Annotated in this window: 22 protein-coding genes and 1 riboswitch; of the genes, 6 read left to right on the forward strand and 16 right to left on the reverse strand. The window is 52.3% G+C overall.

Features of this window, described 5'->3' with window-relative positions:
- Nucleotides 1-136 precede the first annotated feature (136 nt).
- Nucleotides 137-427: a YciI family protein gene (locus tag GU926_RS15080; protein WP_160693333.1), complete on the forward strand. Its 291-nt coding sequence runs from the start codon at nt 137-139 to the stop codon at nt 425-427.
- Between the two features lie 180 nt (nt 428-607).
- On the opposite strand, the gene GU926_RS15085 is transcribed toward GU926_RS15080, so the two are convergent.
- The 10 genes from GU926_RS15085 to GU926_RS18530 form a co-directional block, all read right to left on the reverse strand.
- Complete coding sequence (locus tag GU926_RS15085) at nt 608-820, reverse strand: heavy-metal-associated domain-containing protein (protein WP_160693335.1); 213 nt, start codon at nt 818-820, stop codon at nt 608-610.
- A 118-nt stretch (nt 821-938) separates the two neighbouring features.
- Nucleotides 939-3,179 (reverse strand): heavy metal translocating P-type ATPase, encoded by a 2,241-nt coding sequence (locus GU926_RS15090; protein WP_160693337.1) that lies wholly within the window; start codon nt 3,177-3,179, stop codon nt 939-941.
- Nucleotides 3,180-3,272: 93 nt separating this feature from the next.
- Nucleotides 3,273-4,349, reverse strand: a complete 1,077-nt coding sequence (locus tag GU926_RS15095) for a flavin-containing monooxygenase (RefSeq protein WP_160693339.1) — start codon at nt 4,347-4,349, stop codon at nt 3,273-3,275.
- A gap of 194 nt (nt 4,350-4,543) precedes the next feature.
- Nucleotides 4,544-4,924 carry a four-helix bundle copper-binding protein gene (locus GU926_RS15100; protein ID WP_160693341.1) on the reverse strand — a complete coding sequence of 127 codons (381 nt, stop codon included), beginning with the start codon at nt 4,922-4,924 and terminating at the stop codon, nt 4,544-4,546.
- Nucleotides 4,925-5,034: 110 nt separating this feature from the next.
- Complete coding sequence (locus GU926_RS15105; RefSeq protein ID WP_160693343.1) at nt 5,035-5,964, reverse strand: cation diffusion facilitator family transporter; 930 nt, start codon at nt 5,962-5,964, stop codon at nt 5,035-5,037.
- A gap of 278 nt (nt 5,965-6,242) precedes the next feature.
- Nucleotides 6,243-6,572: a four-helix bundle copper-binding protein gene (locus GU926_RS15110; RefSeq protein WP_160693345.1), complete on the reverse strand. Its 330-nt coding sequence runs from the start codon at nt 6,570-6,572 to the stop codon at nt 6,243-6,245.
- A gap of 157 nt (nt 6,573-6,729) precedes the next feature.
- Nucleotides 6,730-7,287: an AraC family transcriptional regulator gene (locus GU926_RS15115; RefSeq protein ID WP_232058352.1), complete on the reverse strand. Its 558-nt coding sequence runs from the start codon at nt 7,285-7,287 to the stop codon at nt 6,730-6,732.
- 175 nt (nt 7,288-7,462) lie between these two features.
- Nucleotides 7,463-7,798 carry a DUF2798 domain-containing protein gene (locus GU926_RS15120; RefSeq protein WP_160693347.1) on the reverse strand — a complete coding sequence of 112 codons (336 nt, stop codon included), beginning with the start codon at nt 7,796-7,798 and terminating at the stop codon, nt 7,463-7,465.
- Between the two features lie 3 nt (nt 7,799-7,801).
- Nucleotides 7,802-8,428, reverse strand: a complete 627-nt coding sequence (locus tag GU926_RS15125; protein ID WP_160693349.1) for a thioredoxin family protein — start codon at nt 8,426-8,428, stop codon at nt 7,802-7,804.
- Nucleotides 8,429-8,595: 167 nt separating this feature from the next.
- Nucleotides 8,596-9,153: a hypothetical protein gene (locus tag GU926_RS18530; RefSeq protein WP_232058353.1), complete on the reverse strand. Its 558-nt coding sequence runs from the start codon at nt 9,151-9,153 to the stop codon at nt 8,596-8,598.
- 256 nt (nt 9,154-9,409) lie between these two features.
- On the opposite strand from GU926_RS18530, the gene GU926_RS15135 reads away from it, so the two are divergent.
- Nucleotides 9,410-9,751, forward strand: coding sequence for a hypothetical protein (locus GU926_RS15135; RefSeq protein WP_160693351.1), 342 nt, complete (start codon nt 9,410-9,412; stop codon nt 9,749-9,751).
- A gap of 99 nt (nt 9,752-9,850) precedes the next feature.
- On the opposite strand, the gene GU926_RS15140 is transcribed toward GU926_RS15135, so the two are convergent.
- From GU926_RS15140 to GU926_RS15155, 4 genes are all read right to left on the reverse strand, one after another.
- Entirely contained in the window at nt 9,851-10,870 is a 1,020-nt protein-coding gene (locus GU926_RS15140; RefSeq protein ID WP_160693353.1) for a DUF5074 domain-containing protein, read from the reverse strand.
- 25 nt (nt 10,871-10,895) lie between these two features.
- The gene (locus tag GU926_RS15145; protein ID WP_160693355.1) at nt 10,896-12,833 is read right to left on the reverse strand and encodes a TonB-dependent receptor; all 1,938 of its coding nucleotides are present in this window, start codon (nt 12,831-12,833) and stop codon (nt 10,896-10,898) included.
- A 107-nt stretch (nt 12,834-12,940) separates the two neighbouring features.
- A riboswitch (cobalamin riboswitch) is annotated at nt 12,941-13,141 on the reverse strand.
- Between the two features lie 97 nt (nt 13,142-13,238).
- Nucleotides 13,239-13,559 carry a hypothetical protein gene (locus tag GU926_RS15150; RefSeq protein WP_160693357.1) on the reverse strand — a complete coding sequence of 107 codons (321 nt, stop codon included), beginning with the start codon at nt 13,557-13,559 and terminating at the stop codon, nt 13,239-13,241.
- 5 nt (nt 13,560-13,564) lie between these two features.
- Nucleotides 13,565-14,026 (reverse strand): hypothetical protein, encoded by a 462-nt coding sequence (locus GU926_RS15155; protein ID WP_160693359.1) that lies wholly within the window; start codon nt 14,024-14,026, stop codon nt 13,565-13,567.
- A 204-nt stretch (nt 14,027-14,230) separates the two neighbouring features.
- Between GU926_RS15155 and GU926_RS15160 the strand changes: the two genes are divergently transcribed.
- The gene (locus tag GU926_RS15160) at nt 14,231-14,893 is read left to right on the forward strand and encodes a DUF4919 domain-containing protein (RefSeq protein ID WP_160693361.1); all 663 of its coding nucleotides are present in this window, start codon (nt 14,231-14,233) and stop codon (nt 14,891-14,893) included.
- A gap of 74 nt (nt 14,894-14,967) precedes the next feature.
- Nucleotides 14,968-15,579, forward strand: coding sequence for a DNA-3-methyladenine glycosylase (locus GU926_RS15165; protein ID WP_160693363.1), 612 nt, complete (start codon nt 14,968-14,970; stop codon nt 15,577-15,579).
- Between the two features lie 683 nt (nt 15,580-16,262).
- Here the strand turns inward: GU926_RS15165 and GU926_RS15170 are convergent.
- Nucleotides 16,263-17,450: a THUMP-like domain-containing protein gene (locus tag GU926_RS15170; protein ID WP_160693365.1), complete on the reverse strand. Its 1,188-nt coding sequence runs from the start codon at nt 17,448-17,450 to the stop codon at nt 16,263-16,265.
- A gap of 176 nt (nt 17,451-17,626) precedes the next feature.
- Here GU926_RS15170 and GU926_RS15175 point away from each other — a divergent pair, with 176 nt between their 5' ends.
- Together GU926_RS15175 and ahcY are read left to right on the forward strand one after the other, a co-directional pair.
- The gene (locus GU926_RS15175; protein ID WP_232058354.1) at nt 17,627-18,316 is read left to right on the forward strand and encodes a DUF4397 domain-containing protein; all 690 of its coding nucleotides are present in this window, start codon (nt 17,627-17,629) and stop codon (nt 18,314-18,316) included.
- A gap of 185 nt (nt 18,317-18,501) precedes the next feature.
- The gene (gene ahcY / locus GU926_RS15180; protein ID WP_160693369.1) at nt 18,502-19,809 is read left to right on the forward strand and encodes an adenosylhomocysteinase; all 1,308 of its coding nucleotides are present in this window, start codon (nt 18,502-18,504) and stop codon (nt 19,807-19,809) included.
- Nucleotides 19,810-20,444: 635 nt separating this feature from the next.
- Here ahcY and GU926_RS15185 read toward each other — a convergent pair.
- Nucleotides 20,445-21,977 carry a glycosyltransferase family 2 protein gene (locus tag GU926_RS15185; RefSeq protein ID WP_160693371.1) on the reverse strand — a complete coding sequence of 511 codons (1,533 nt, stop codon included), beginning with the start codon at nt 21,975-21,977 and terminating at the stop codon, nt 20,445-20,447.
- Nucleotides 21,978-22,097: the final 120 nt, after the last annotated feature.

A 22,097-nucleotide genomic window follows, 5' to 3' on the forward strand; every position in this document is an offset into this window, starting at 1 on the left:
GTTATCCAATGCTGGAGTTTGCCAACGCCTGGGCTCTTCGCTTGTAAGGCCACGCTTCGTTTTTGGGCTGTTTTCTGAAAAATAGCCCAAAAACGTAGAGAACCTGTAGCTTTGCTCCTCCACAAAAGATAGACGTATGTTTTTGATTGAACTCACCTATAAAGTGCCTTTCACTGAAGTGGACCCATTCATGTCTGAGCACATGGCGTTTCTGGAGAAGCACTATGCAAAGGGAACCTTCCTGGCTTCGGGACGCAAGGTTCCACGTGACGGCGGCCTCATTTTTTGCCAGGCTGGCAGCAAGGCAGACGTAGAAGAACTCATGCAGGAAGACCCATTTGTGTACCAGGACCTGGCAGACCTGCGAGTGATAGAGTTCACCGCCTCCCGCGCCGAAGAAGGGTTGAAAGGTCTTTTGCCATCATAGGGAATCTCCCAGCCGTGAGCGAGTACAACCTCTGATTGCGTCTGTTTGCTGAGGATGGGCGCGATAGAATTTTCAGGAAAAGAAGCACGACTTCCATCCCATTTTTAAAGAGATTATAAAACCAGAGAGGCCGCCTGTAAACAGGCGGCCTCTCTGGTTGAACGAATTAAAAAATACTGTTTAGTCTTCTATCGTCTCCGCAGAATAACCTGCAGATTCCACGGCCAGAATCACGGCGTCTGACGTGGCATCGCCTTCTATGGTGAGAACCTTGTCTGGCGAGTTGGTGTCTACCTCCCATTTGTAAATACCGGGCGTCTTGTCCAAAATGGGAGTGACGGTGCTAATACAGCCACCGCATTTAATATTGGTCTTGAATTTCTTAGTACTCATCTTTTTTTAATTAGGAATTAGGTTTTCAATTAACCGTTTTTGCCCTCTTTTACAGAAAACAAGCCAAAAACGGGTTAGTGTAACAATCAACAATTAGCAATCAACAATCAGTCAGCTATTACAATTTTAACGAACGGAGGCGCAAACTGTTGGTCACCACAGAGACTGAGCTCAGGGCCATGGCTGCGCCTGCCAGCATGGGGTCCAGCAAGAAGCCCCAGATAGGGAAGAGCAGTCCGGCCGCCACGGGTATTCCTATCAGGTTGTAAATAAAGGCCCAGAACAGGTTCTGGTGGATGGTGCGCACGGTGGCTTTGCTCAGTTTGATGGCCTTGGCAATGGCGCTGAGGTCTGAGTGCATGAGCGTTACTTTGGCTACGTCCATGGCAATGTCTGTGCCGCGGCCCATGGCAATGCCCACGTCTGCCAGCGCCAGCGCCTGCGAGTCGTTGATGCCGTCACCTACCATGCCTACCACGTGTCCCTGTGCCTGCAGTTCCTGAATGAAATCGGCCTTGTCCTGGGGCATCACCTCGGCTTTGTAGTGTTGCAAGCCTACCTGCTGGGCCACGGCGGCAGCGGTTTGAGCATTGTCGCCGGTGAGCATGTACACCTGCAAACCAAGCTGTTGCAACTCTTGTATGGCCTCCGCCGAGGTCTCCTTGATGGCATCTGCAATGGCAATCAAAGCGACTACCTGGCCCTGCGTGCCGGCAAACACCACGGTCTTGGCTTCAGATTTTCGTTTTTGGGCTGTTTTCTCCAAATCAGAGGAAAAACGAAGGCCGTTCTCCAGCATCAGCTTTTCATTGCCCAGCCAGTACACCTGCCCCTGGTAGGTAGCCTGTACACCTCGGCCCGTGATGCTCTCAAAACTTTCCAGGACTGCCGGCTGCGTGTTTTGGGCAGTGAGGTGTTTGGAAACGGCATCGGCCAGCGGGTGCTCGCTTTGGTTTTCCATGGCCAGCACTACCGCCGCTAAATTTGCCTGCGTCCCCGTAGGCACGGCCCATTCCAGTTCTGTTACTTCGGGCTTGCCTTTGGTGATGGTGCCGGTTTTGTCTAATACAATGGCCGTGAGTTTGTGGGCGGTTTCCAGGCTTTCGGCGTCTTTGATTAGAATACCGTTTTCGGCGCCGCGGCCAACGCCTACCATGATGGCGGTGGGCGTAGCCAGACCCAGCGCGCACGGGCAGGCAATAATCAGGACGGTAATTAAGGCCAGTAGGGCGTGGGTTGTGTTGTTGTCTCCGCCTAAGAAATACCAGGCCGCAAAACTCAGCAAGGCAATGCCAATGACCACCGGCACAAAAATGCCCGCAATCTTGTCGGTGAGCTGCTGTACGGGGGCTTTGGAGCCTTGGGCTTCCTGCACCATTTTAATGATTTGGGCCAGCAGCGTCTCGGCGCCCACTTTCTCCGCGGTAATCTGCAAACTGCCTTTCTGGTTGATAGTGCCGGTGAACACCTGGTCGCCGGTGGTTTTCTCCACGGGAATTGGCTCGCCGCTGATCATGCTTTCATCCAGGAAAGAGCTGCCCGTCACTACGCGGCCGTCTACGGGAATCTTCTCCCCGGGCCTGATGACCAGCACATCGCCTACCAGCACGTCTTCAATGGGAATCTCTGTTTCTACGCCGTTGCGCAGCGCCTTCACTGATTTTGGCTGCAGCCCCATTAGTTTCTTAATGGCGCCTGATGTTCTGGACTTGGCTCTTTCTTCCAGCAGCTTGCCCAGCAGAATAAACGCAATAATGACCGTGGCGGCCTCATAGTACACGTGCGGCTCCAGGCCTCTCTCCAGAAAGAACTGCGGGTAGATGGTGTTGAAGGCACTGAACAAAAACGCGATGCCCGTACTCAAGGCCACCAAGGTGTCCATGTTGGCTTGGCCGTGGCGGGCCTGTTTAACGGCGTTCACGTAAAAGCTGCGGCCAAACCAGAAGACCACCGGCAGCGTGAGCGCCAGCATGATCCAGTTGCCGTAGGGCATGTGGTGAAAGAACATGCCAATCACCGCCACCGGAAAAGAAAGCATCGTCGCCCAGATGGTCTTGTGCTTAATGCGTTGGTAGGCTTCTTCTTCGCGGGCTTCTTTGGCTTCTTGGGTGGCTTCTTCTTTTTGGATGAGCAGGTCATAGCCTACGTCCTGCAAGGCCTTCTGCAGCGTGGTAACCGGAGTAGCAGGATCATATTCCACCAGTACGGTTTTATTGGCGAAGTTCACCGCCGCGCTTTCTACCCCGGGCTGCGCTTTGAGCATGGACTCCACGCTCACGGCACAACCGGCGCAGGTCATGCCCTCTACCGGAAACGTATTCTTAATGGCCTTCTTGGGTGATGTGGTGATGGTAGCCATGGTTTTTCTTTTTTTTATGACAATGAATAAGACAAAGGTAGCGCCTGGCAGTGCCCCATGCGTTACAGCTTTGTATACAGGTGTTATATAATTTTAACCAAGGTGCCGGGCAATGAACTGCGCATCTCTTCCGGCGCCCAGCAACAAGGCAGAACTGCGGCTGCGCTGCCAGGAGAGCCCAACGTAATACAAACCCGCCACCGGACTCATGCCTTTTTTGTGCAGGGCAGACCCATCTGGGGCCAAAGCTCCTGCCACCTGCAGCCAACTATAATCCGGCCGGAAGCCAGTGGCCCAGACAATGGCTTGGTAAGACGCTTGGCTCCCATCCTTGAAGAGAACCTCTGCCTGTTTGGGATCCTGGATTTCGGGCTTTAGCAATACTTCTTTGGTTTTAAGTAAGCGTTCTAATTCCCGCCCGTAGATGATGTCTCCTTTCTGAAGTAGTTTCTTGCCAACCCGTGAGGAAGGCGAGGCAAAGATGGCCCCCGTTTTAGTGGCCCACCAAAAAACACTTTTGCCCAGCATCTTCAAGGACGAAAACCGGGGCTTCCTTTTCACGGAGAGATGTACCTCATGCGTCTTTGCCAGTTCTGCTGCAATCTGCGCCCCAGAATTACCCGCGCCTACCACCAGCACCCTGCCCGCCGGGATTTGGGAAGGATTCTTATACTGAGCGCTATGCAGTTGCACCACCTGCGGGGAAAGGCCAGTAGGATACGCAGGAATGTAAGGCACCTGAAACGGACCCGTAGCCACAACCACATGGGCGGCTCTCCAGGTTTGGGTAGCGGTCATCACCTCAAATATGCCCTGCACTTTTCTTAGGCATAGTACCTGTTGGTTCAGGGCGATGGGTAGTTGAAACTGGGCGGCGTATGCTTGCAGGTACCGGGCAATATCCTCCTTGGTAGGGTAATGATTTTTGGGCAGCAGTAGCGGCCAGCCGGGTAAGTGGCAGTAGGGCACGGGCGTAAACAGCCTCAGAGAGTCATAGCGGTTTTGCCAGCTGTGCCCAAGCAGGGAGGCCGCTTCCAGCAGGAGAAATTTCTTGCGCTGCAGGTGCAGGTAATAGCCCATGGCCAAGCCCGCCTGTCCGGCTCCAATTACAAGTACGTCAAAAAGAGGTGGCGCTTCTGGCCTCTCAAACGCTAGGTTTTCTGTGTGCATGGTTCTCTAAACAATTCCCCAAAACTAATCCTGGCGAAGTCCATTTTGCTTACACAATTCCAGCTGGGTTGTACAGGATTTCGCCGTAGGCGATGGTTTTACTTGGAAGAATAAAAAAAGCTCCTTCACACCAATTGCATGAAGGAGCTTTGTATGGTTTTTGGGCTGTTTTCTGGAAAACAGGCCAAAAACGGTTAAGCGGTTTCTGAGTTGCTGGCTGCGGCCAACAGTTCGCTTAAGGGATCGGTTTTGGGGATGAGCTCCTGGCAGACTTCCATGCAATGACGGCAGGCTTCGGCGCAGGCCAGGCAGTGGTCATGGGCGTGGCGTTCACATTCTATGGCGCAGGCCTCGCAGATTTCCACGCACTGCCTGAGCACTAGACGGGCGTGCTCAGAACCCTTGGACAGAAACGAGGCCGACAGCCGGCAGTAGTCGGCGCAGTCTAAGTCCAGGTGAATACAGCGCGCCATCTTCTTGACTTCCTCCTCCTGCAGACAGGCGGTGGCACAATGGTCGCAGGCCGCAATACAGGCCAACAGGGCATCAATGGCCGGTTTATACTCGGTACGCATAGGCTTCTAGTTTGGTCTCTTCTTCTATACGCACCCGCTCAAAAAGGGACCGCCGTTTTTAGGCTGTTTTCTGGGAAAGAGGTCAAAAACGAAGAAAGGAGAAGGCAGGCCTAATGATGTTCTTCGGCTTGCTGGCACTCCTGGGGCATGGTGCCACGCTCCACTTGTATGGTCACGTGCTGAATCTGGAAACGCTCTTTCAGCTCTGTCCTGATGGTGGCCAACTGCTTGTCTTGGTAGGTTTCTTCTACTTCTAAATGCGCCGTGAGGGAATTTTCTGTGCTGCTCATGGCCCAGATGTGCAGGTCATGCACTTGTGAGACGCCCGCTACGCTTTGTAAAAACTCCCGGATGGCCGTTACGTCAATTCCCTGCGGAACGGCATCCAGTGACAGGCGTAGAGATTCTTTCAAGAGGCCCCAAGTGCTATAGACTATGATGGCCACAATCACCAGACTCATGACGGCATCTACCCAGTACCAACCGGTGTAGCGCATGAGCAAGCCCGCCAGAACCACGCCCAGACTCACCAGAGCATCGGCGGCCATGTGCAGGTAGGCGCCCTTCACGTTGATGTCATGTTCTTTGTCTCTGAAGAACAGCAGCGCAGTACCCGCGTTGATGGCAATGCCAATGACGGCCACTATTGAAATGGCGCCTCCGTTCAAGGCGGGCGCGGTGCCTAAACGGCCAATGGCCTCCCACCCAATGGCGCCCACCGCCACCATGAGCAGAATGGCGTTGAGCAATGACACCAGCGTAGTGGTTTTGCCATAGCCATAGGTGAACCGCTCGGTAGGCTTGCGCTCAGAAACTTTTATAGCGAAGTAGGCCAGCAGCAGGCTCACCACGTCTGTGAGGTTGTGGCCGGCGTCTGTGAGCAAGGCCAGGGAATTGTAGTACCAGCCGGCGCCGGCTTCTACGGCCACAAAGACCAGGTTCAGGACTATGCCCCATCCGAAGGCTTTGTTCAGGTTTCCTCCGGTGGGCAGTCCGTGCCCGTGCTGATGGCCTTGCGAGTGTGAATGTGAATGTCCCATGGTAAACGGTAGGATGCTAAATGAGCAGGTATACGTGGCCTGCGCCGATGGCTGTTGGCCTGGGCAAAGAAAAGAGCAAGCACTTATACGTTTGTTACAAGATTCTGGCAGTTGACGTACAAAATTCTGTCTGCAGAGAGCACGTGAAATCAGCTCCGTTTTTGGGCTGTTTCCTGGGAAAGAGGCCAAAAACGTGCCTAGAACGGCCTACCCAACATCCGTAAAAAGAAACAGCCGGCATACACCGGCTGTCTTGCTCTTTTTGCAATGCTGTAGATTTAGGCTGCCAAAGAACGGCAGGCCTCCACGCAACGACGGCACGCCTCGGCGCATTCCTGGCAATGGTCGTGTTGGTGCTTGCCACACTCGGCGGCGCAGGCTTCGCAGACTTCCATGCATTCGCGCAGCAGGTGCTTGCCGTGCTCAGAACCACGGGCCAGCAAGGTCATGGTCAAACGGCAGATGTCGGCGCAGTCGCGGTCAAGGGAAATGCAGCGGGCCATCATTTTTACGTCTTCTTCCTGCAGGCAGGCGCTGGCGCAGTGCTCACAGGCTAATATACATTCTTGTAAGGCATCAATAGCGGATCGGTTTTGTGAATGGTGCATTCGTTCATAGTTTTAAAGTGGAACATAGAATAGGCACATACACACTCTATATGCAGTACCACAAGTTGCTTTTGGGCAACGGGTACTACAGGTTTACGCCCTATGACGCCGGGGCGTTGTAAAAAAATGTATTGGTAGCAGAAGGGCAGGCCCCTTATCAGGTAAGTTTGTCCAGCGGAAGCCGGGCTACAGAGGCGTCTTTTTTGTAATCTGTCACAGACACGCCCGTCACTTTCTTGAACTGGTTGGACAGGTGCTGCACACTGCTGTATTGTAGCTTGAAGGCGATCTCGCTTAACGTAAGTTGGCCGTAAGAAATCAGTTCCTTGACGCGTTCAATCTTGAGCTTAATGAGGTATTTCTCAATGGTGGTACCCGTGTGCTGGGAGAAGACCTTGCTCAAATGCTGATAAGACAGGCCCAGTTTCTCTGCCAGGTACACAGACGTGGTAATGGGCTGATACTCCTCCTCCAGATGCTGTTGATATGCTAGCAGGGTGGTTTTGATGAGATCAGTGAGTTGCTCGTCTTTCTCTTGCAGGAGCTCAAAGCCGTGCTGTTGTAGAGCGGCCTGCACCTGGTCTGTGTGCACATCGCCCTTCACCAAGGCCTCGCCCAGTTTCACTTCCTGCACCTGCAAGCCTTGCGCAGACAGCACCTCTGTGACGGTGGCAATGCACCTGGGGCAAACCATGTTTTTGATGTGAAGCTGCATGAGGTTAATGTGCTAATTTTTTAATGTGCTGATGTGCTATTTTTTAATGTGAAGATGTGGAAATGTGAGTATGTGGTAATGGTTCTTTTCCTTAACAAATAAAATTAAAAGGACGTGCAAAACCGCATTTTCAGACTCCAGACTCGCAACTCAAAACTCGCGACTAACGAATGATTCAAGACCCGCGACTCTCTGACGGGCTCTTGAAGGTGTTCTGCTTGGGAGCGTTTCTTTTGGGTGCGGCGGCGCGGGTCGTTTTTGGCCTGTTTTTGGAGAATCGGGCAAAAACCCAGTTCACGGAGGGCACCAGCACCAGCGCCGTACCCGCCACCAAAATGAAGATAACCGCAAAGGCGTTGAATAACCGCAGAATGAAATCATCTGTGAGCCCGAACGCATACAGCAGAATGGACATGGCCAGCACCAGACTCAGGAGGCCGGTGATGAGCAAGTCGCGTTTCCAGGGGCGTTCAAATGGATGGCGCTTGAGGGGTTTTACAGTCTTGGCCATGCGTTAATCTTTCTGCGCAGCCTGCACCCACGCTGGAATCAAGGTGAGCAGTTCTTTTTGCAACGACTGGCCTTTGTCTGCATCTGAGATTTGTTGCGCCTGCCTGATGGTTTCCAGAATATGCAGATTACTTTTCTTAAGCGGCAGAATAGCTTCTTGCAACGCCTGCGGGCGCGGTCCCCAGGAACCCAGCGGCTGTAAGGTGCGGGCATCTAAACAGATGAGCTTGGGAATGCTTTTGCCGCCGTTGGTCAAATATGCGTCCATGACCGCCGGGTGCTCAGAGCGCAGAATGGTCAGGAAGGTGATTTGGGTAGATTTTTCTGCCAGCGAAGCCAGAATAGGTACATTCTGGGCCGCGTCTCCGCACCAACCTTCGGTGAGAACCAACCAGACCATAGGAACGGGAAGATGCTGTATCAGGTCCACCAGTTCGGGTAGGAGCGGGGTCTGGTAGGTGCGCTCCATGATGGGCACGTTGTTCTTGGTGACGTCAGTGAGCAGGCGGGACTGCTCCAGTCCGGTGGTTCTGTGCTGGGCCACGGCCTCGCGCACCTGGTCCATGTATTGAGAGAAGGACAGGCCTTGGGCCAATACCTCTGGGGTGATCACGTTGGGGTTTGCTTCCATGAGTGAAGGGCAAGTAGTTAGGAGAAACTATATACGAAGATACGCAATGCCCGCCATCTCTGCAGTAGGGAATATCTCCCAGGATACCGCAAAAAGAAAAGACCCGAAATTGATTTCGGGTCTTTTCTGGAAAACAGGCCAAAAACGGCTGTTCTCAAAGGGTTAGTTTATTCTTTTTCGTTGCCCAGGTTCTCACTGCTTTTGTGGCCTTTCAAGGTGCTGGCGTTGGGCTGGTTGTTTCTGAACTCTTTGTCTGAGCTGTCTGCGCCGCGGGTGCTGGTCCAGTTGGCGTTAGAGCCTTGCGGGCTTTTGGCTTCTGGGTCCATCTTGCCTTGCTTGGCACCGCCGCTTTTCCCTTCTCTGGACGGCACGTTCTCGCCGCGGGTATTGTCAGCGCCGCCGGCTACCGGTCCATCCTTAAACTTTGGAGCGTTTTTGCTGTCCAGGGTGCTGTCATTGCTGCGGTTGTTGGGTCTGCCGCTCACGCCTGCGCCCATGTTGGTATTCTGGTTCTGGTTGTTGTCAGCGTTTTGGTGGCTGGTGCCGTCTGCGTGTTGCTGGCTGTAGGTGCTGGCGTTGTGTGAGGAGCCCTTGTTCTCTGGGTTATTGTTATGGCGGTTGCTGTTGTTCTGGCCGGCATTCTGGTCTTGTGCCCGCTCGTTCTGCCAGCTATTGTCTTGGGTTGGTCTGTTTTGCTTCGGGCTATTATTTCCACTTCCTTTCATGATTCTATCTCCTTAACTAAAGTAAAACATCTAATACATATGCACTTGGCCTGCGGCCGATGCACTGTATCTGATACGAGTCCGTAGGGCATTTAGGTTAACTGGGCGGCAAGTTCAAGGCAGGATGCTGTGGAATTATAGGAATTGCAACAGATCCCGGGGCGGTTAACTCAAAACCTGCTGCGCGCGTACTATCTCTTTAAAGCGGCTAGCGTTCTTAGCCTGGCCCAACCATGAAAACCCTGAACCAACCACTATGAAAAAGCTATTGATTTCTGTAAAGCGCCTCTCCTGGTCCCTGCTTGTAGGCGGCGCCCTGATGGCGGGCACCGTAGCCTGCAGTACCGGCACCGGTGACGGCGAGACCAATGTAGAGGAAAGCGATTTTAAAGATAAAAGTCCTACTGAGCACAACGAGGACGGCATGAATGACACCAAACAGGACAACCGGGGCGAGGCCACGCCGGGCGCCGGCACCACGCCAGACTCTGCCTATGAAGACGTCTATGACCGCCAGCAAGAAAAAATGCGGGACAGACCCAACAATGTCAATAATGCCAACGGGGTAGGTGGCGCGGCCGGTACTACCACCAACTAATAAGAATCCTTCCTTTCAGTAGGAAACGAAGAAGCCTGCCCCGTCTGGAGCAGGCTTCTTCGTTTTTGGCCTGTTTTCTGAGAAATAGCCTAAAAACGACTACCGGAAAGTAAAGCCGTTGGGCAATACTCTCACCTGGAACGAGTCAATCCTGGCCCCCGTGGTCTGATAGCGTACCACCCAGCCGTTGGTGGTATACCCGCCTACGCCTAAGTACAGAGTGTTGGTAGCCGGGTCAAGGCCCAGGCCGTAGGGGCTACGGCTGATGAGGGGCATGGTAGGGGCGGCCGTGGCTGTGATGGGCATGGTATACACTTTGCCATCGGCTGAGTAGTAGAGCGTTTTCTTATCGGCGCTGGTGGTAATTAGTCCAGAACCGGGTATAGCATAAGAAGTAACTGCATTTCCATTGGCTGGGTCAATCTTCACCAGGGCGCCTGGCTCATCATAGCCGCCGCGTATCACCCAGATTTTGTTGTTGGCATCTACAACCAGGTGGCTAGGACCGGTGCCCACTTCAATATTGGTCTCCAGTTCATCATTGGTGGTGTTGATGACAGAAACAGTATTGCTGCCGCTGTTGGCCACGTAGAGTTTGCCGTTCAACAGCACAATGCCTTCTGGTAGGGCATCTACGCCAATGGACTTGGTCACGGTATTCTTGGTGAGGTCCAGCACAGACACGCGGCCGTTCACGCCATAGTCTACATACTCGGTCACGTAGGCCTTGGTGTTGTTGAGGGCCACCATGTACCGGGGGATGGAAAGGTCTTTGATGACGCCGGTAGAGGCGAAGGTGCGGGCGTCTACCACTTCAATCTTCTTGCTGTTATTAAGGGCAATGTAGGCTTTGTCTCCAATAAAAGTCATGGACTGGGCAGCGTCTCCCAGCGGACGGCTGTTTACCTGGTTGAACAGTTCCGGAATGACCGTCTGGCCGTCGCGGGAGATAAAGCTTACTTCTGCGTTCACGCTCATGAACTGGCCTTCATTGGTGACAAAGACCCCGTCGCTGAAAGGAGAAGTGTCTTCTTTATCATTGTCACAAGAAGTGGTGAACAGCAGGCCGCTGGCCAGAGACAGGTACAGAAACCGTTTTTTAAGGGAGAATAGATTCATAGTGCTTGTAGGTGAATAGAAATGATTAAGGTTTTCTGGCCCATTGCAAGGCCAGTGAGAGTCTAAAGTGTCTGGACGGCATGGCGCGGTAGGCCATGGTCTGGTACTGGGTGTTGGTGAGGTTCTGCACCTGAGCCTGAATTTGCGCCTCAAACGATGACCAGTGCAGGGTTTTCCCGATAGAGGCGTTGAGCAAAGCGTAAGGGTCCAGCCAGTTGTTGTTGTCCTGGTCTGTGTAGCGCAAGCCCGTGAACGTGCCGTCTACGCCCACCCACCAGCCTTTGCACCGGGCCTCAGCCCAAGCGGCGGCCTTGTGCTTAGGTACATAGAATAACTGGCGGTCTTGTAGTTCTGCCCGGGCATTGGGTAAGGCTTGCTCAGAAATGGTATAGCCGTAGGCCGCGCCGCCGGTGAAGGTCCAGAAGGCAACCGGTTGATACGTCCAGCGGGTGTCCAGTTCCAGGCCGTGGCCCCGCACGGTCTGCAGGTTCACGGGCTCAGAGTAAGCGCCGTTGGCAGAAGGTTGCCATTGAATCCAGTCCTGTACTTTTAGTTTGTAAAGAGTGAGCTCCGTCTGGCCGTTGAGGTGGGCGTGCTTTGCTGTATGCGCCACGCCCGCCTCATAGCCCCACCCGTTTTCGGGTTGCAGGTTCGGGTTGCCGCCGGGGCGCCAGAAACGGTCATTCAACGTGGGTACCCGGTAGCTTTTTGAAACGTTTCCTTTTAAGGTAAGCAAGCTGGCCGGGCGCTCTAGCAACGTAAAGTTGGCGCCTAGCGTGGGTGTCACCGGTGGGTTAAAGCCTTCCACCCAGGCCTGCCGAACGTTCAGACTCACCTGCAGCCTATCCAACGGGTCATACCGAAGCCAGGCATACGCCGAGAAGCGGTTTTCCTGTTGCTGTTCCTTTCCATAGCCCTGCACTTCTGCTGAGAATCGTTGCGCCTCTGTGCCTACTTGCAAAAGTAAGTTGGGGAGCAGCGTGCGTTCATGTTCCAGTTGGGCCTGGTAGGTGTGCACCATAGAGAGGGATTGGATGCCATCGTCTTGGTAATCTAAACGGTCTTTGAAGTAGGCGGCTTTGACGGTGGTGGTTCCCTTGGCCAGTTGTCCTTGCCATTCGGTCATGAGGCGCAGGTTCTCATCTTCCTGTTGGGCGTGGCTGTTGGCGCTGCCCATGGCCGGCTGAATCTGGCGGTGCGTGTTCACCCACCAAGCCCGCGCCGAGATCCGTTGTGTGGCAGACAGTTTCACGTGCACATCCTGAGCGAAGCTGTTCTGGTGAAAAGCTGCATTCTCCTGCTCCTGGGTAGGCTGGCCAAACTGCGTAATGTCCTGGTATTTGAAATTATTATCGGCGGCGGTTCTGGTATAGGAAGAGGTGAGGGTCAGCCAGCCGTTGGCGTAGGTGCCCTGGGCCGCCGTGCGCTGGTGGCCAAAGCTGCCGGCCTCCTGCTGCACCCGCAGTGTCTGTTGGGGCGTAAACGAAACTGGGTTTTCCAACACCACGGCGCCGCCAATGGCTCCAGAACCGTGCAGCGCCCCGCTGGGCCCGTGTTGCAGGGTCACGGTGCTGTGTGCCGCCGGGGGCAACAGGGCAAAATCTGATAAGCCCAGCGTGGGCAGGGCAATGTTGAAGCCGTTCCACAGGACGGCGGTGTGGCTGGCCGTGGTGCCTCTGAACGCCACGGTGGCCGTCATGCCGTTGCCGTAGCTTTTCAGGTAGAGACCGCTGCGCTGTTGTAGGGCTTCGGCCAGGGTAATGCCCGGCTGGCGCTGCAGCAGGAGCGTGTCTAGCGTGGCCAGTTTGGTGCCGGCGGCAAAGCGGGTGTATCTGGCCCCGGAGATGTGAATGGGCTGGATCTGAACGCTGTCTGGCAGAGTGGCCTGGGCATAAGCCGTCTCTGGGCTACTTGCTCCCAGCACCAGTGTGCCAACCAAACCTGTAAGAAAAACACGTAGCATACCCTCGGCTTTATAAAGCAGAGGAGACCAATGGGAAGGTATAATCACGAAAACGCCAGCCCACGCGGGGCCACCATCCTTGCTGCTTTTTTTCCCGAAAGCCTCCAGGTGAATTGTGGATGTTGGCAGGTCTCCTGGCTCTCTTCGGCTGGCCGGCCTTCCCATCTGGCAGAGCAGACAGTGGCGTGCGGTGGGCAGCTTGTAATGGAAGATAACAGTTGCGGGAACAGCTCAGGTTTTACACCTGATTCCCTTTTAAGACATTCTCAGCGGAAGCCGAGTCTGTCACCAAAATCTTGGGCAAAGGTACGGTAAGTTTGGAATGTGCACTATACCAGCGTAGAAAATTTCATGCACAACCATTTTTGGCTTCTTTTCCAGAAAAGAGGCCAAAAACGGGTTTGCTCAGTGAAAGAAGAATATGGAGGTTCCTGCCAAGGCGCAAACCATAAAGAGTAGTGCCGCTTTTACAGTGATATCTATGGCCTGCGTCTTTCTGGCATCCTGAAAGACAAGTATCATGAAGTTAAACGCCCCTAGAAGCGCTGCAAAAATCAGAGACAGGAAAACGAATCCCACAAAACGCAGAAAGAACGCTTGAGGCAGATTCTTTACCAATTCATCATAGCCTTCTTTACTGCCCATGTAGAAAACGGCAGAGAAAAACAGCAGGAACAGACTACCTAGTGACAGCGCAAATATGTTTAGTAGGTGTAGTGGTTTCACAAGATCTAATCCTTATACACCACTGGACTGCATTGGCTAAACTTGACCGGTGCCTGCATGGCAATTTTGTTGCTCTGGATGAACTGGGTCATGAGCCGCTGGAATTCGGCTAGCTTTTGAGCATCCACGTCCTGGAAGTTGAACAAATAGTAGTCAATGGAACCGTCTTTGTTAAAATAGAACCGGTTGAAACAACGGGTGGGTTTGTCCCAGGAGAAGTTGTTTTGAACCAGGTATTTGCCCAAGTTCTGTAATAATTGTCGGTAGGCGGTTATGTGCTGTTGTTGGGCTTGACCTGTGAAAACCGCTTGCGTGCTATCCTCATGAATGGCGCTTTTGTAGCGGGCATCCAAAGACTGCATGGAATAGGCCGTGCCTTCGGCTTCTTTAAAAGAAGAAACCACTTTTTGGGCGTGCCCAACAGAGAAGGTGCAAAGGCATATAAAGAGCAGTACTAGTTTTCTCATACAGGTAGGGATTTACTTAAATGTAGAAGATTTATCCTTACTTGTGAAGCAGAACAAAACCCCGACCTGCGTTTTTAGCCTGTTTTACCAGAAACAGGCCAAAAACGGCGCAACAGGCTGCCAAGGCCTGCAACTTTTTTTCTGCTGTTTTAGTTTTTAGCACTGTATTTGCGTTCTGTCTGCAGATTCCACTCAACCCTATTTATGAAACGCTTTTTTACGCTTTTTGCCCTTTCGGCGTGCCTGGTCTTTACAAGTCAGGCGCAGACCATTTCCAAGGTAGACTTCACCAAAATCAATGCGGCCATTGCCTCGCCCAAGTCCAAGTTCTACTACCCCAACCTGCTCAAGCGCTACATGGCCAATGATGCCACGCTCACCACAGAGGAGTATTCGCACCTGTACTATGGTTACCCCAAACAGCCAGGCTACAGGCCATGGGCCGTTAATGAAAAGGAGGATGAACTAGGGCAGATGATGTTGTATGAGAACTTCCCGGAAATCATCACCACCGGTGCTAAACTGTTGCAGAAAGATCCGTTTAACCTAAGCGTGATTTACCTCATGCACATGGCCACCGGAGAACTCAACAGAGCCGCTGAAAGCAAGAAATGGCTGGCAAAGTTTGACGGTCTGCTGGCCGCCATCAAGGCTAGCGGCAACGGGCGCTCCCCAGAAACTGCCGTGGTGTTGGTTACTCCCCGGGACGAGTACATGTTTTTGAACGCCGCCGCCCAGCTTCGGCAGGATGGGCCAGTACAGGTGGTGGACAAAAAGTATGACTTGGTGAAACTAAAAGTCCCTAACAAGCTCAACTTAACGCAGGTGTACTTCAATATTGAGAAGGCACTGGCTGTTAAGAAATAAACAACCGTTTTATTGGGAATTCCGTTTTCGGGCTACTTTGCAGAAAGTAGCCCGAAAACGTTTATAGCCGCCCCATGTCTAAACTGCCGCTCTCTTTTTATACCCGCCCAGACTCCGTGACCATTGCCCGCGACCTGATAGGCAAGCATTTCTACTCGTGCTTGGATGGTGTGCTCACCGGCGGCATGATTGTAGAAACCGAGGCGTACAGCGGAGTGGATGACGCCGCCTGCCACGCCCATCTGGGTCGCCGCACCAAGCGTACCCAGATCATGTATGAAACCGGCGGCGTGGCCTACGTTTACCTCATCTACGGCATCTATTCGCTGTTTAACATTGTCACCAACGTAGAAGGTACCGCCGATGCCGTTCTCATCAGGGCCATTGCGCCCTTAGAAGGTCTGGGCGAAATGCAGCTGCGCCGGGGATTGTCTAAGCTAGAGACCAGGCTCACCGCCGGTCCGGGGCTGCTGACCCAGGCCATGGGGATTTCTACATTGCATAACGGGACTTCTTTGCTAGGGAAGGAGATTTGGCTGGAAGACCGAGGCGATTCCTTCTCAGAGGAGGAAGTTCTGGCTGGCCCCAGGGTAGGGGTGGCGTATGCCGGGGAAGACGCCAAGTTGCCTTGGCGGTTTAGTTTGAAAGGGAGTAAATGGGTGAGTAAGGCAAAGCCTACGTATTGATTGGTGATTGTTGGTTTTCAATACTAGCTTTTTTGGTTGCCTCACATTTAGCCGTTAAGCCGTTGTTGGTGTTGCATTGGGGCAATGACCACGATAGCCTTACTCGCTGCTTTTCTTTTGCTTCCATGGCGCGGATTTACTTACGTGACTCTCGCAATTGCAGATTGTGCAATCCCGTTGGCCGTTCCTGAGAAAGACTCTCACCGTGGTTGGTTGCCTCACCAACCACCTCGACTGCTGTTCAAGCGGTATTAGTTTTTATGTGCGTCTTTGTGCACTTGCTTTGGCCTTTCATGTGAAGGACTTTTCTTCCGGCGCGTAATACTAGCCTTGTTTCATCTGTTCCGCTAAGCGCTCGCGGCCGCGGGGCCTCGTCCTGGCCCTTCGCACTGCTGTTGTACTCTGGGCCTTTGGCCCCGCCTTCCAGGCGACGAAACAACAGAGGCGCTCAGAACCAGGACTGGTTCTGGTCCCAGTCCTGCTCAGGCTTGTTGGTTGATTAGCTCTTTGCAGGTAATATCGGTTTCTGTCGCTGCAGAGTCATGCGTGCCGAGGCACGGTTTGCTTTATCTGCTGGCACGTAGTTAGGCGGTTCTATAAGAACCGACACTTTCTTTGGAGGTCCTGTTGTGTACTGTATAACTACAACCAGCAATCAACAATTAACAATCAGCAATTGACTATCAACCAACCTTGCGGGCGAGCAGTAGAATTGGTTTGTTGTGGAGGTCTGTCGTCGCGAAGAGGTAGTCAGAGCCGCCTTCTTTTAACTTGATTTTCTCCCGTAGTTGGGCTACGGTTAAGGGGTAGTTTCTTACGGTGATATTGGCCTTTCTATGGGGCAGCAGTTTGTGAAGGTCCTTGGCGTTTGCTTTGGGTTGGGCTACTATCTCAAATACTCTCCCCGGGAAATCTGCCACCAATTCTACTGAAGTGTACAGGTGGCTGTTTCTGTGCAGTTTTTGTACCTTGTATTCCTGTGAAAGCCATTTGAAGGCACCTGCCTTGAGCAAGGCCGGGTTGGGTTCATACAGGTAGCGCAAGGGTGCTTCGGCGTACACGGCGGTGGCCTTTTCTTCCTGCTGTTTGGTGAACGTTACTTCTACGGCTGCCAGACCTGGTTTCAGATTGATAGCGGTTATTTGCGGCTCTGCGTTGGAGGCAGCGGTAATCAGGTACAGCACTTCTTTTACTTCGTTTTGAACAGCCACCACCCAGATCTTTTGTACGCCCGGCAATTCTTGCAAGGCCAGGTCAATGTCCAGCATGGGCGCGGTTTTGAGCAACACGGTCTTTGCCTTCTGCAAGAGCAATGGGAGCAGGTTTAGGATGTCTGGTTCGCAGTCTTGCAGCAGGTGCACCCGTTCCTGGCTCTGTCCCCGGCGCGCTGGGTCTAGGTAAAGCACATCCAGAAGGTTTGTAAGCGAGGCCAGGTATTCTTCAGCAGTCGCGTGGAGACTGGTGATGTTGCCGGCGCCTAACAGTTGGAAGTTGTGCCGGGCAATTTGTTGCAGTTCCTGGTTCTGTTCCACGTGCGTGACCTGGGCAAACTGCTTGGCAAAATAAAAGCTGTCCACCCCAAAGCCTCCAGTCAGGTCGGTGAGGGTTTGGCCGGTGACCAGATTGGCTTTGTAGGCCGCGGTCACTTCTGAGGAACTCTGCTCCAACGACAACATCACCGGAAACACCACTTCTGGGTGTTGCGCCCAGGTGGGCAACTTGTGGATGGCCTTCTGCCTGGCCTTAATCTGGGCCACCAACTCTTGCACCGGAAGACCAGGAAACCGTTTGGCCTGCAGGATCAACTGCACAGGGTCTTCTAGTAGGTGCTGGAGAATGAATTTCTGTTCCTCAGAAGAAAAAACACGCATAGGAGACGGCAGAATAGAGTAGTGCGCAAAGATACTGCATTTGCGGAAGGGTGAATACTGTTGATTTTGTTTAATAAATAGTTTTAATGATTAAACAAACTAAAAATCAGTTGGTTACATACAGTATAACACATCTGATTTTTTAACCTTAACTAAGAAGACTCATGAAAAAATGGATGAAATTTAGTCTTTTGGCTGTGCTGCCTGCCGTGTTTCTGACCACCGCCTGCGACGATGACGACGAAGATTCTCCCATGGTGGAGCAGAAAGCCAACGTCATGGTCGTGCACGCAGCCCCTAACGCTCCTACCGTAGACCTGTTTGTAGACGGAACCAAAGTGAACAGCACGGCCCTGGCGTATCCTAGAAACACGGGTTATTTGCAGGTAGCTGCTGGTTCCAGAAATGTAAAAGTAGCTCCCTCTGGTGCTGGTGCCGCCAACGCCGTGATTGATGCCAACCTCAACCTGACCGCCAACACCAACTATTCAGTTTTTGCCGCCGGTCCGCTAACCGCCCTTACGGCCGTGGTGGTAGAAGACAACCTCACTGCGCCGGCTGCGGGCAGAGCGCACGTACGCTTCATTCATTTGTCACCAGATGCGCCTAACGTAGACGTAGTGGTGCAGGGTACCACCAGCAACTTGTTCTCCAACATCCAATACAAGGGTTCTACTGCCTTCAAGCCGGTGAACGCTGGTACGTACACTTTGCTTGTTCAACCCGTGGGTACAGATGTGAATGCCGTGACTGCCAATGTGACTCTGCAGGCTGGTAAGATCTACACCGTTTTTGCCAAAGGCTTCCTGAATCCGCCGGCGGGTAACAATAATTCTTTGGGTGCTGAAGTGATCATGAACAACTAAGTCCGCCCCGCCTGTTTCTTGTTTTCCTGAAAAGCCCGCCGTGACCGCGGGCTTTTAGTTTTTAGCCAGTTTTGGTCAAAATAGGCTAAAAACGAAGCGGTATAAGGCGTGTAACCGGTGTTTGCGTTGAGGATGATAAACTTATTGCGTACCTTTGCGGTTCTTCTGTAAAACCCTGAACTACAATGGTAGAAACGTATTTGAAGTACAAAGTAAAAGATATTTCCCTGGCTGAATGGGGAAGAAAAGAAATCAAACTAGCCGAAGCAGAAATGCCAGGCTTGATGGCGATCAGAGAGGAATATGGCCCAAGCCAGCCTTTGGCGGGTGCGCGTATTGCCGGTTGCTTGCACATGACCATCCAGACAGCTGTTTTGATTGAGACGCTTACTGCACTGGGTGCTGAGGTAACCTGGTCTTCTTGTAACATCTTCTCTACCCAGGACCACGCCGCCGCCGCTATTGCTGCTGCTGGTATTCAGGTATACGCCTGGAAAGGCATGAACGCAGAAGAGTTTGACTGGTGCATTGAGCAGACCTTGTTCTTCGGGGAAGACAGAAAGCCGTTGAACATGATCCTGGACGATGGTGGTGACTTGACCAACATGGTGTTTGACCAGTTCCCAGAATTAGCCGCCGGCATCAAAGGTCTGTCTGAAGAGACTACCACTGGTGTGCACCGTCTATATGAGCGTATGAAAAACGGCACATTAGTAATGCCAGCTATCAACGTGAACGACTCTGTGACCAAGTCTAAGTTCGACAACAAATACGGCTGTAAAGAATCATTGGTAGATGCCATTAGACGCGCTACAGATGTGATGATGGCTGGTAAAGTTGCGGTTGTTGCTGGTTACGGTGACGTAGGAAAAGGTTCTGCCGCCTCGTTGCGTGGTGCCGGTGCCCGCGTGATTGTAACTGAGATTGACCCGATCTGTGCCTTGCAAGCAGCTATGGACGGTTTTGCCGTTCGTAAGATGGAAGAAGCCATCAAAGAAGCTGATATTGTGGTAACCGCTACTGGTAACTTCAACATTGTGCGCGGTGAGCACTTCCAGGCCATGAAAGACAAAACCATTGTCTGCAACATCGGTCACTTTGACAACGAGATTGACATGGCATGGTTGAACGAGAACTACGGCCATACCAAAGACACCGTAAAGCCACAGGTGGATTTGTACACCATCAATGGCAAAGACATCATCGTTCTAGCCGAAGGTCGTCTGGTAAACCTTGGTTGCGCGACTGGTCACCCGTCTTTTGTAATGTCTAACTCTTTCTCTAACCAGACTTTGGCCCAGATTGAACTGTGGACCAACGCTGAGGCGTATGAGAACAAAGTATATACGTTGCCTAAGCACTTGGATGAGAAAGTAGCTCGTCTGCACTTGGCTAAAATTGGTGTGGTGCTAGAGGAATTAACCCCAGAGCAAGCCGCCTACATTGGTGTGGAGGTAGAAGGTCCTTTCAAACCAGAATACTACCGTTACTAATATTTCCGTTTTCGGGCTAATTCCCGGAAAATAAGCCAAAAACGCCCGGTTTTTCTTTAGAAGAGCCGGGCGTTTTTTTGTTGCTGATTAATGGGGGTATGAAAGAACTATCGCTATTCAAATGTGCAGGGAAGTAGGAAACTCCACGGCATTCTTTCTGGTTAATTCGCTCTCCTTCATCTTTCTAATTTCATGACCCTTCTCTTCATTTTCCTCCTGTCATCCTGAAAGGATCTTGTGGGCGAACCAGACAGGCTTATGCTAAATGCGTTGCTTCCGTTTTTGGCCTCTTTTCTGGAAAACAGCTCAAAAACGCTTTCTTCATTGTCCTGCTTAAAGCTTGGTGCTAAATGTGGGGCAAGCCTATCAACTTGCTCTAAGGCTACCTACTAGTTGCTGCTGCGCTCAAACTTGCGGGAGAGAGTATTATTTACCACCGCTATCACAGCTGACCCACAAAATCCTTTCAGGATGACAAAAGAAGGGGGAGGCGTGTGAATTTGAAAGGAAATGTAACTGAGGGTGCGAGGAAGATGTGCGGTAAAGGTAGTTTATGGCGTAAACGGCTACTCTCCACGGTGCAAGCATCTGCTTGCGCCGTGGTAACAATTGTATGCCTTCCTGTTTAGGAATCTTTACTGCAAAAACCTGTCAATCCCGTTCTGGCACCAGGTGGCTTTTTGGGCAATGGCGTCTGCCAGAATCTTGTCATTGGCGGGGAGGGAGGTTCTTGGTTTTTCTTCATGGTAGAGATGGTAGCCCACGCCGCCCAGGACTAGGTTCTTTCTCACCACGCCGGCATTCAACAACCGTTCGGCAAACTCGCTGTCCTCGCGGCCCCAGCCCACAAAATCATTGTTGAAGCCATTGATGCGCAGCACGTCTTGGCGCCAGAAGGCCATGTTGCAACTGCGTATAGACCTAATGTTAGGCTGTTTCTTGGAAAGCAGGTTAGACAAGGCTGGAATAGACAGCGTGTTCAACCTATTAATGATGCCGCTGCTGAACGGCGTAATGCGGTACTGCTTGGTCTGCAGAATCTGTTGGGTGAGTTCTGGCTGCAGCAATACCCGTTTGCCATGAATGAAGGCATTGGCTTCTGCGGTGCGTTTATGGTCTTTCACAAAGTCTGGATGCAGTACCATGTCTCCGTCAATGATGATGAGGTACTCGCCGGTAGCCATGGCCATGGCCCGGTTGCGGCTCTCTGCGGCTCTAAAGCCCAGGTCTTCTTGCCAGGAGTGTTTAAGCGGCACCGGGAACGTGGCCTGGTACTGCCTGATGACCGCAGCAGTGTCTTCACGGGAGCCGTCGTCGGCTATGATTACCTCGTCTGGGAGGTTAGTCTGGGTAAGGACGCTCTTCAGGACTACCTCCAGCGCTTCTTTCCAGTTGTAGGTGGTAATGATGAGGCTAGTAGTCATGGTACGGTTGGCTTCGTGGAGCTTCATGTATTTGTAAAAGGCCCCGTTGGCGTTTGACGCCGAGATCAGGAATCCTTCAAACCCATATAGAATGCCTCTCTTGAAAAAATAATTCCTGACAAACGTCCAGATGCCCTTGTACAGCGCCTTGAAGGCAGAAGACTTTTTCCTGAACCGGTTCTCCTGCGCAAACAGCGTGGTGTACTGGTCCATTTTTCTGATTAATCCAGAAGCGTTTTTGAAAGAATAATGGTCTAGGGTGCCAGGCAGGGTTGTGACCAAGAGTCCATCGGTGATGATGCTTTCATGCACCTCTCGGCTGGTAAAAGACGTGGCCTGGCGGTGGTACAGGCGCAGGACATAATCGTTTTCCCAACCACAGGCATTGATTTGCCGTTTTCCATAGAAGTTCTTGCGCAGGAACCGGTACACCGTGTTTGTTTCTGGTGAAAGCTGCCGGATGGTTTGCACCAGGTCAGGCGAAAGAAATTCATCACTGTCTATAGACAAGATCCAGTCATGCGCGGCATAAGAGGCGGCCAAGTTCTTGAGCGGGCCAAAGCCAATGAACGGCGAACGGTACACCTTTACATTGGGAAAGCCTTCGGCCAGCCGGACGGTCTCATCTGTAGAGCCGTTGTCTAGTAGGATGATTTCTGGAAAGGCCGTCAAGGCCGTGAGGCACCTAATGATGGTCTCCTGGCTGTCTTTCACTAACAGAGTGACCGATATTTTCTCAGGCATGTGGCAAAAAAGTCAGAAAGGAAGTTAGAATAACACCTTGAAAAGGAACAAACTAACGCGTATTGTAAACATCTGCCTGAATATTCGTACGTACCTATGTATATTTAATTTCTATATTTG

The organism is Nibribacter ruber (genome assembly GCF_009913235.1).
In the GTDB taxonomy this organism is placed as follows: Bacteria; Bacteroidota; Bacteroidia; order Cytophagales; family Hymenobacteraceae; genus Nibribacter; species Nibribacter ruber.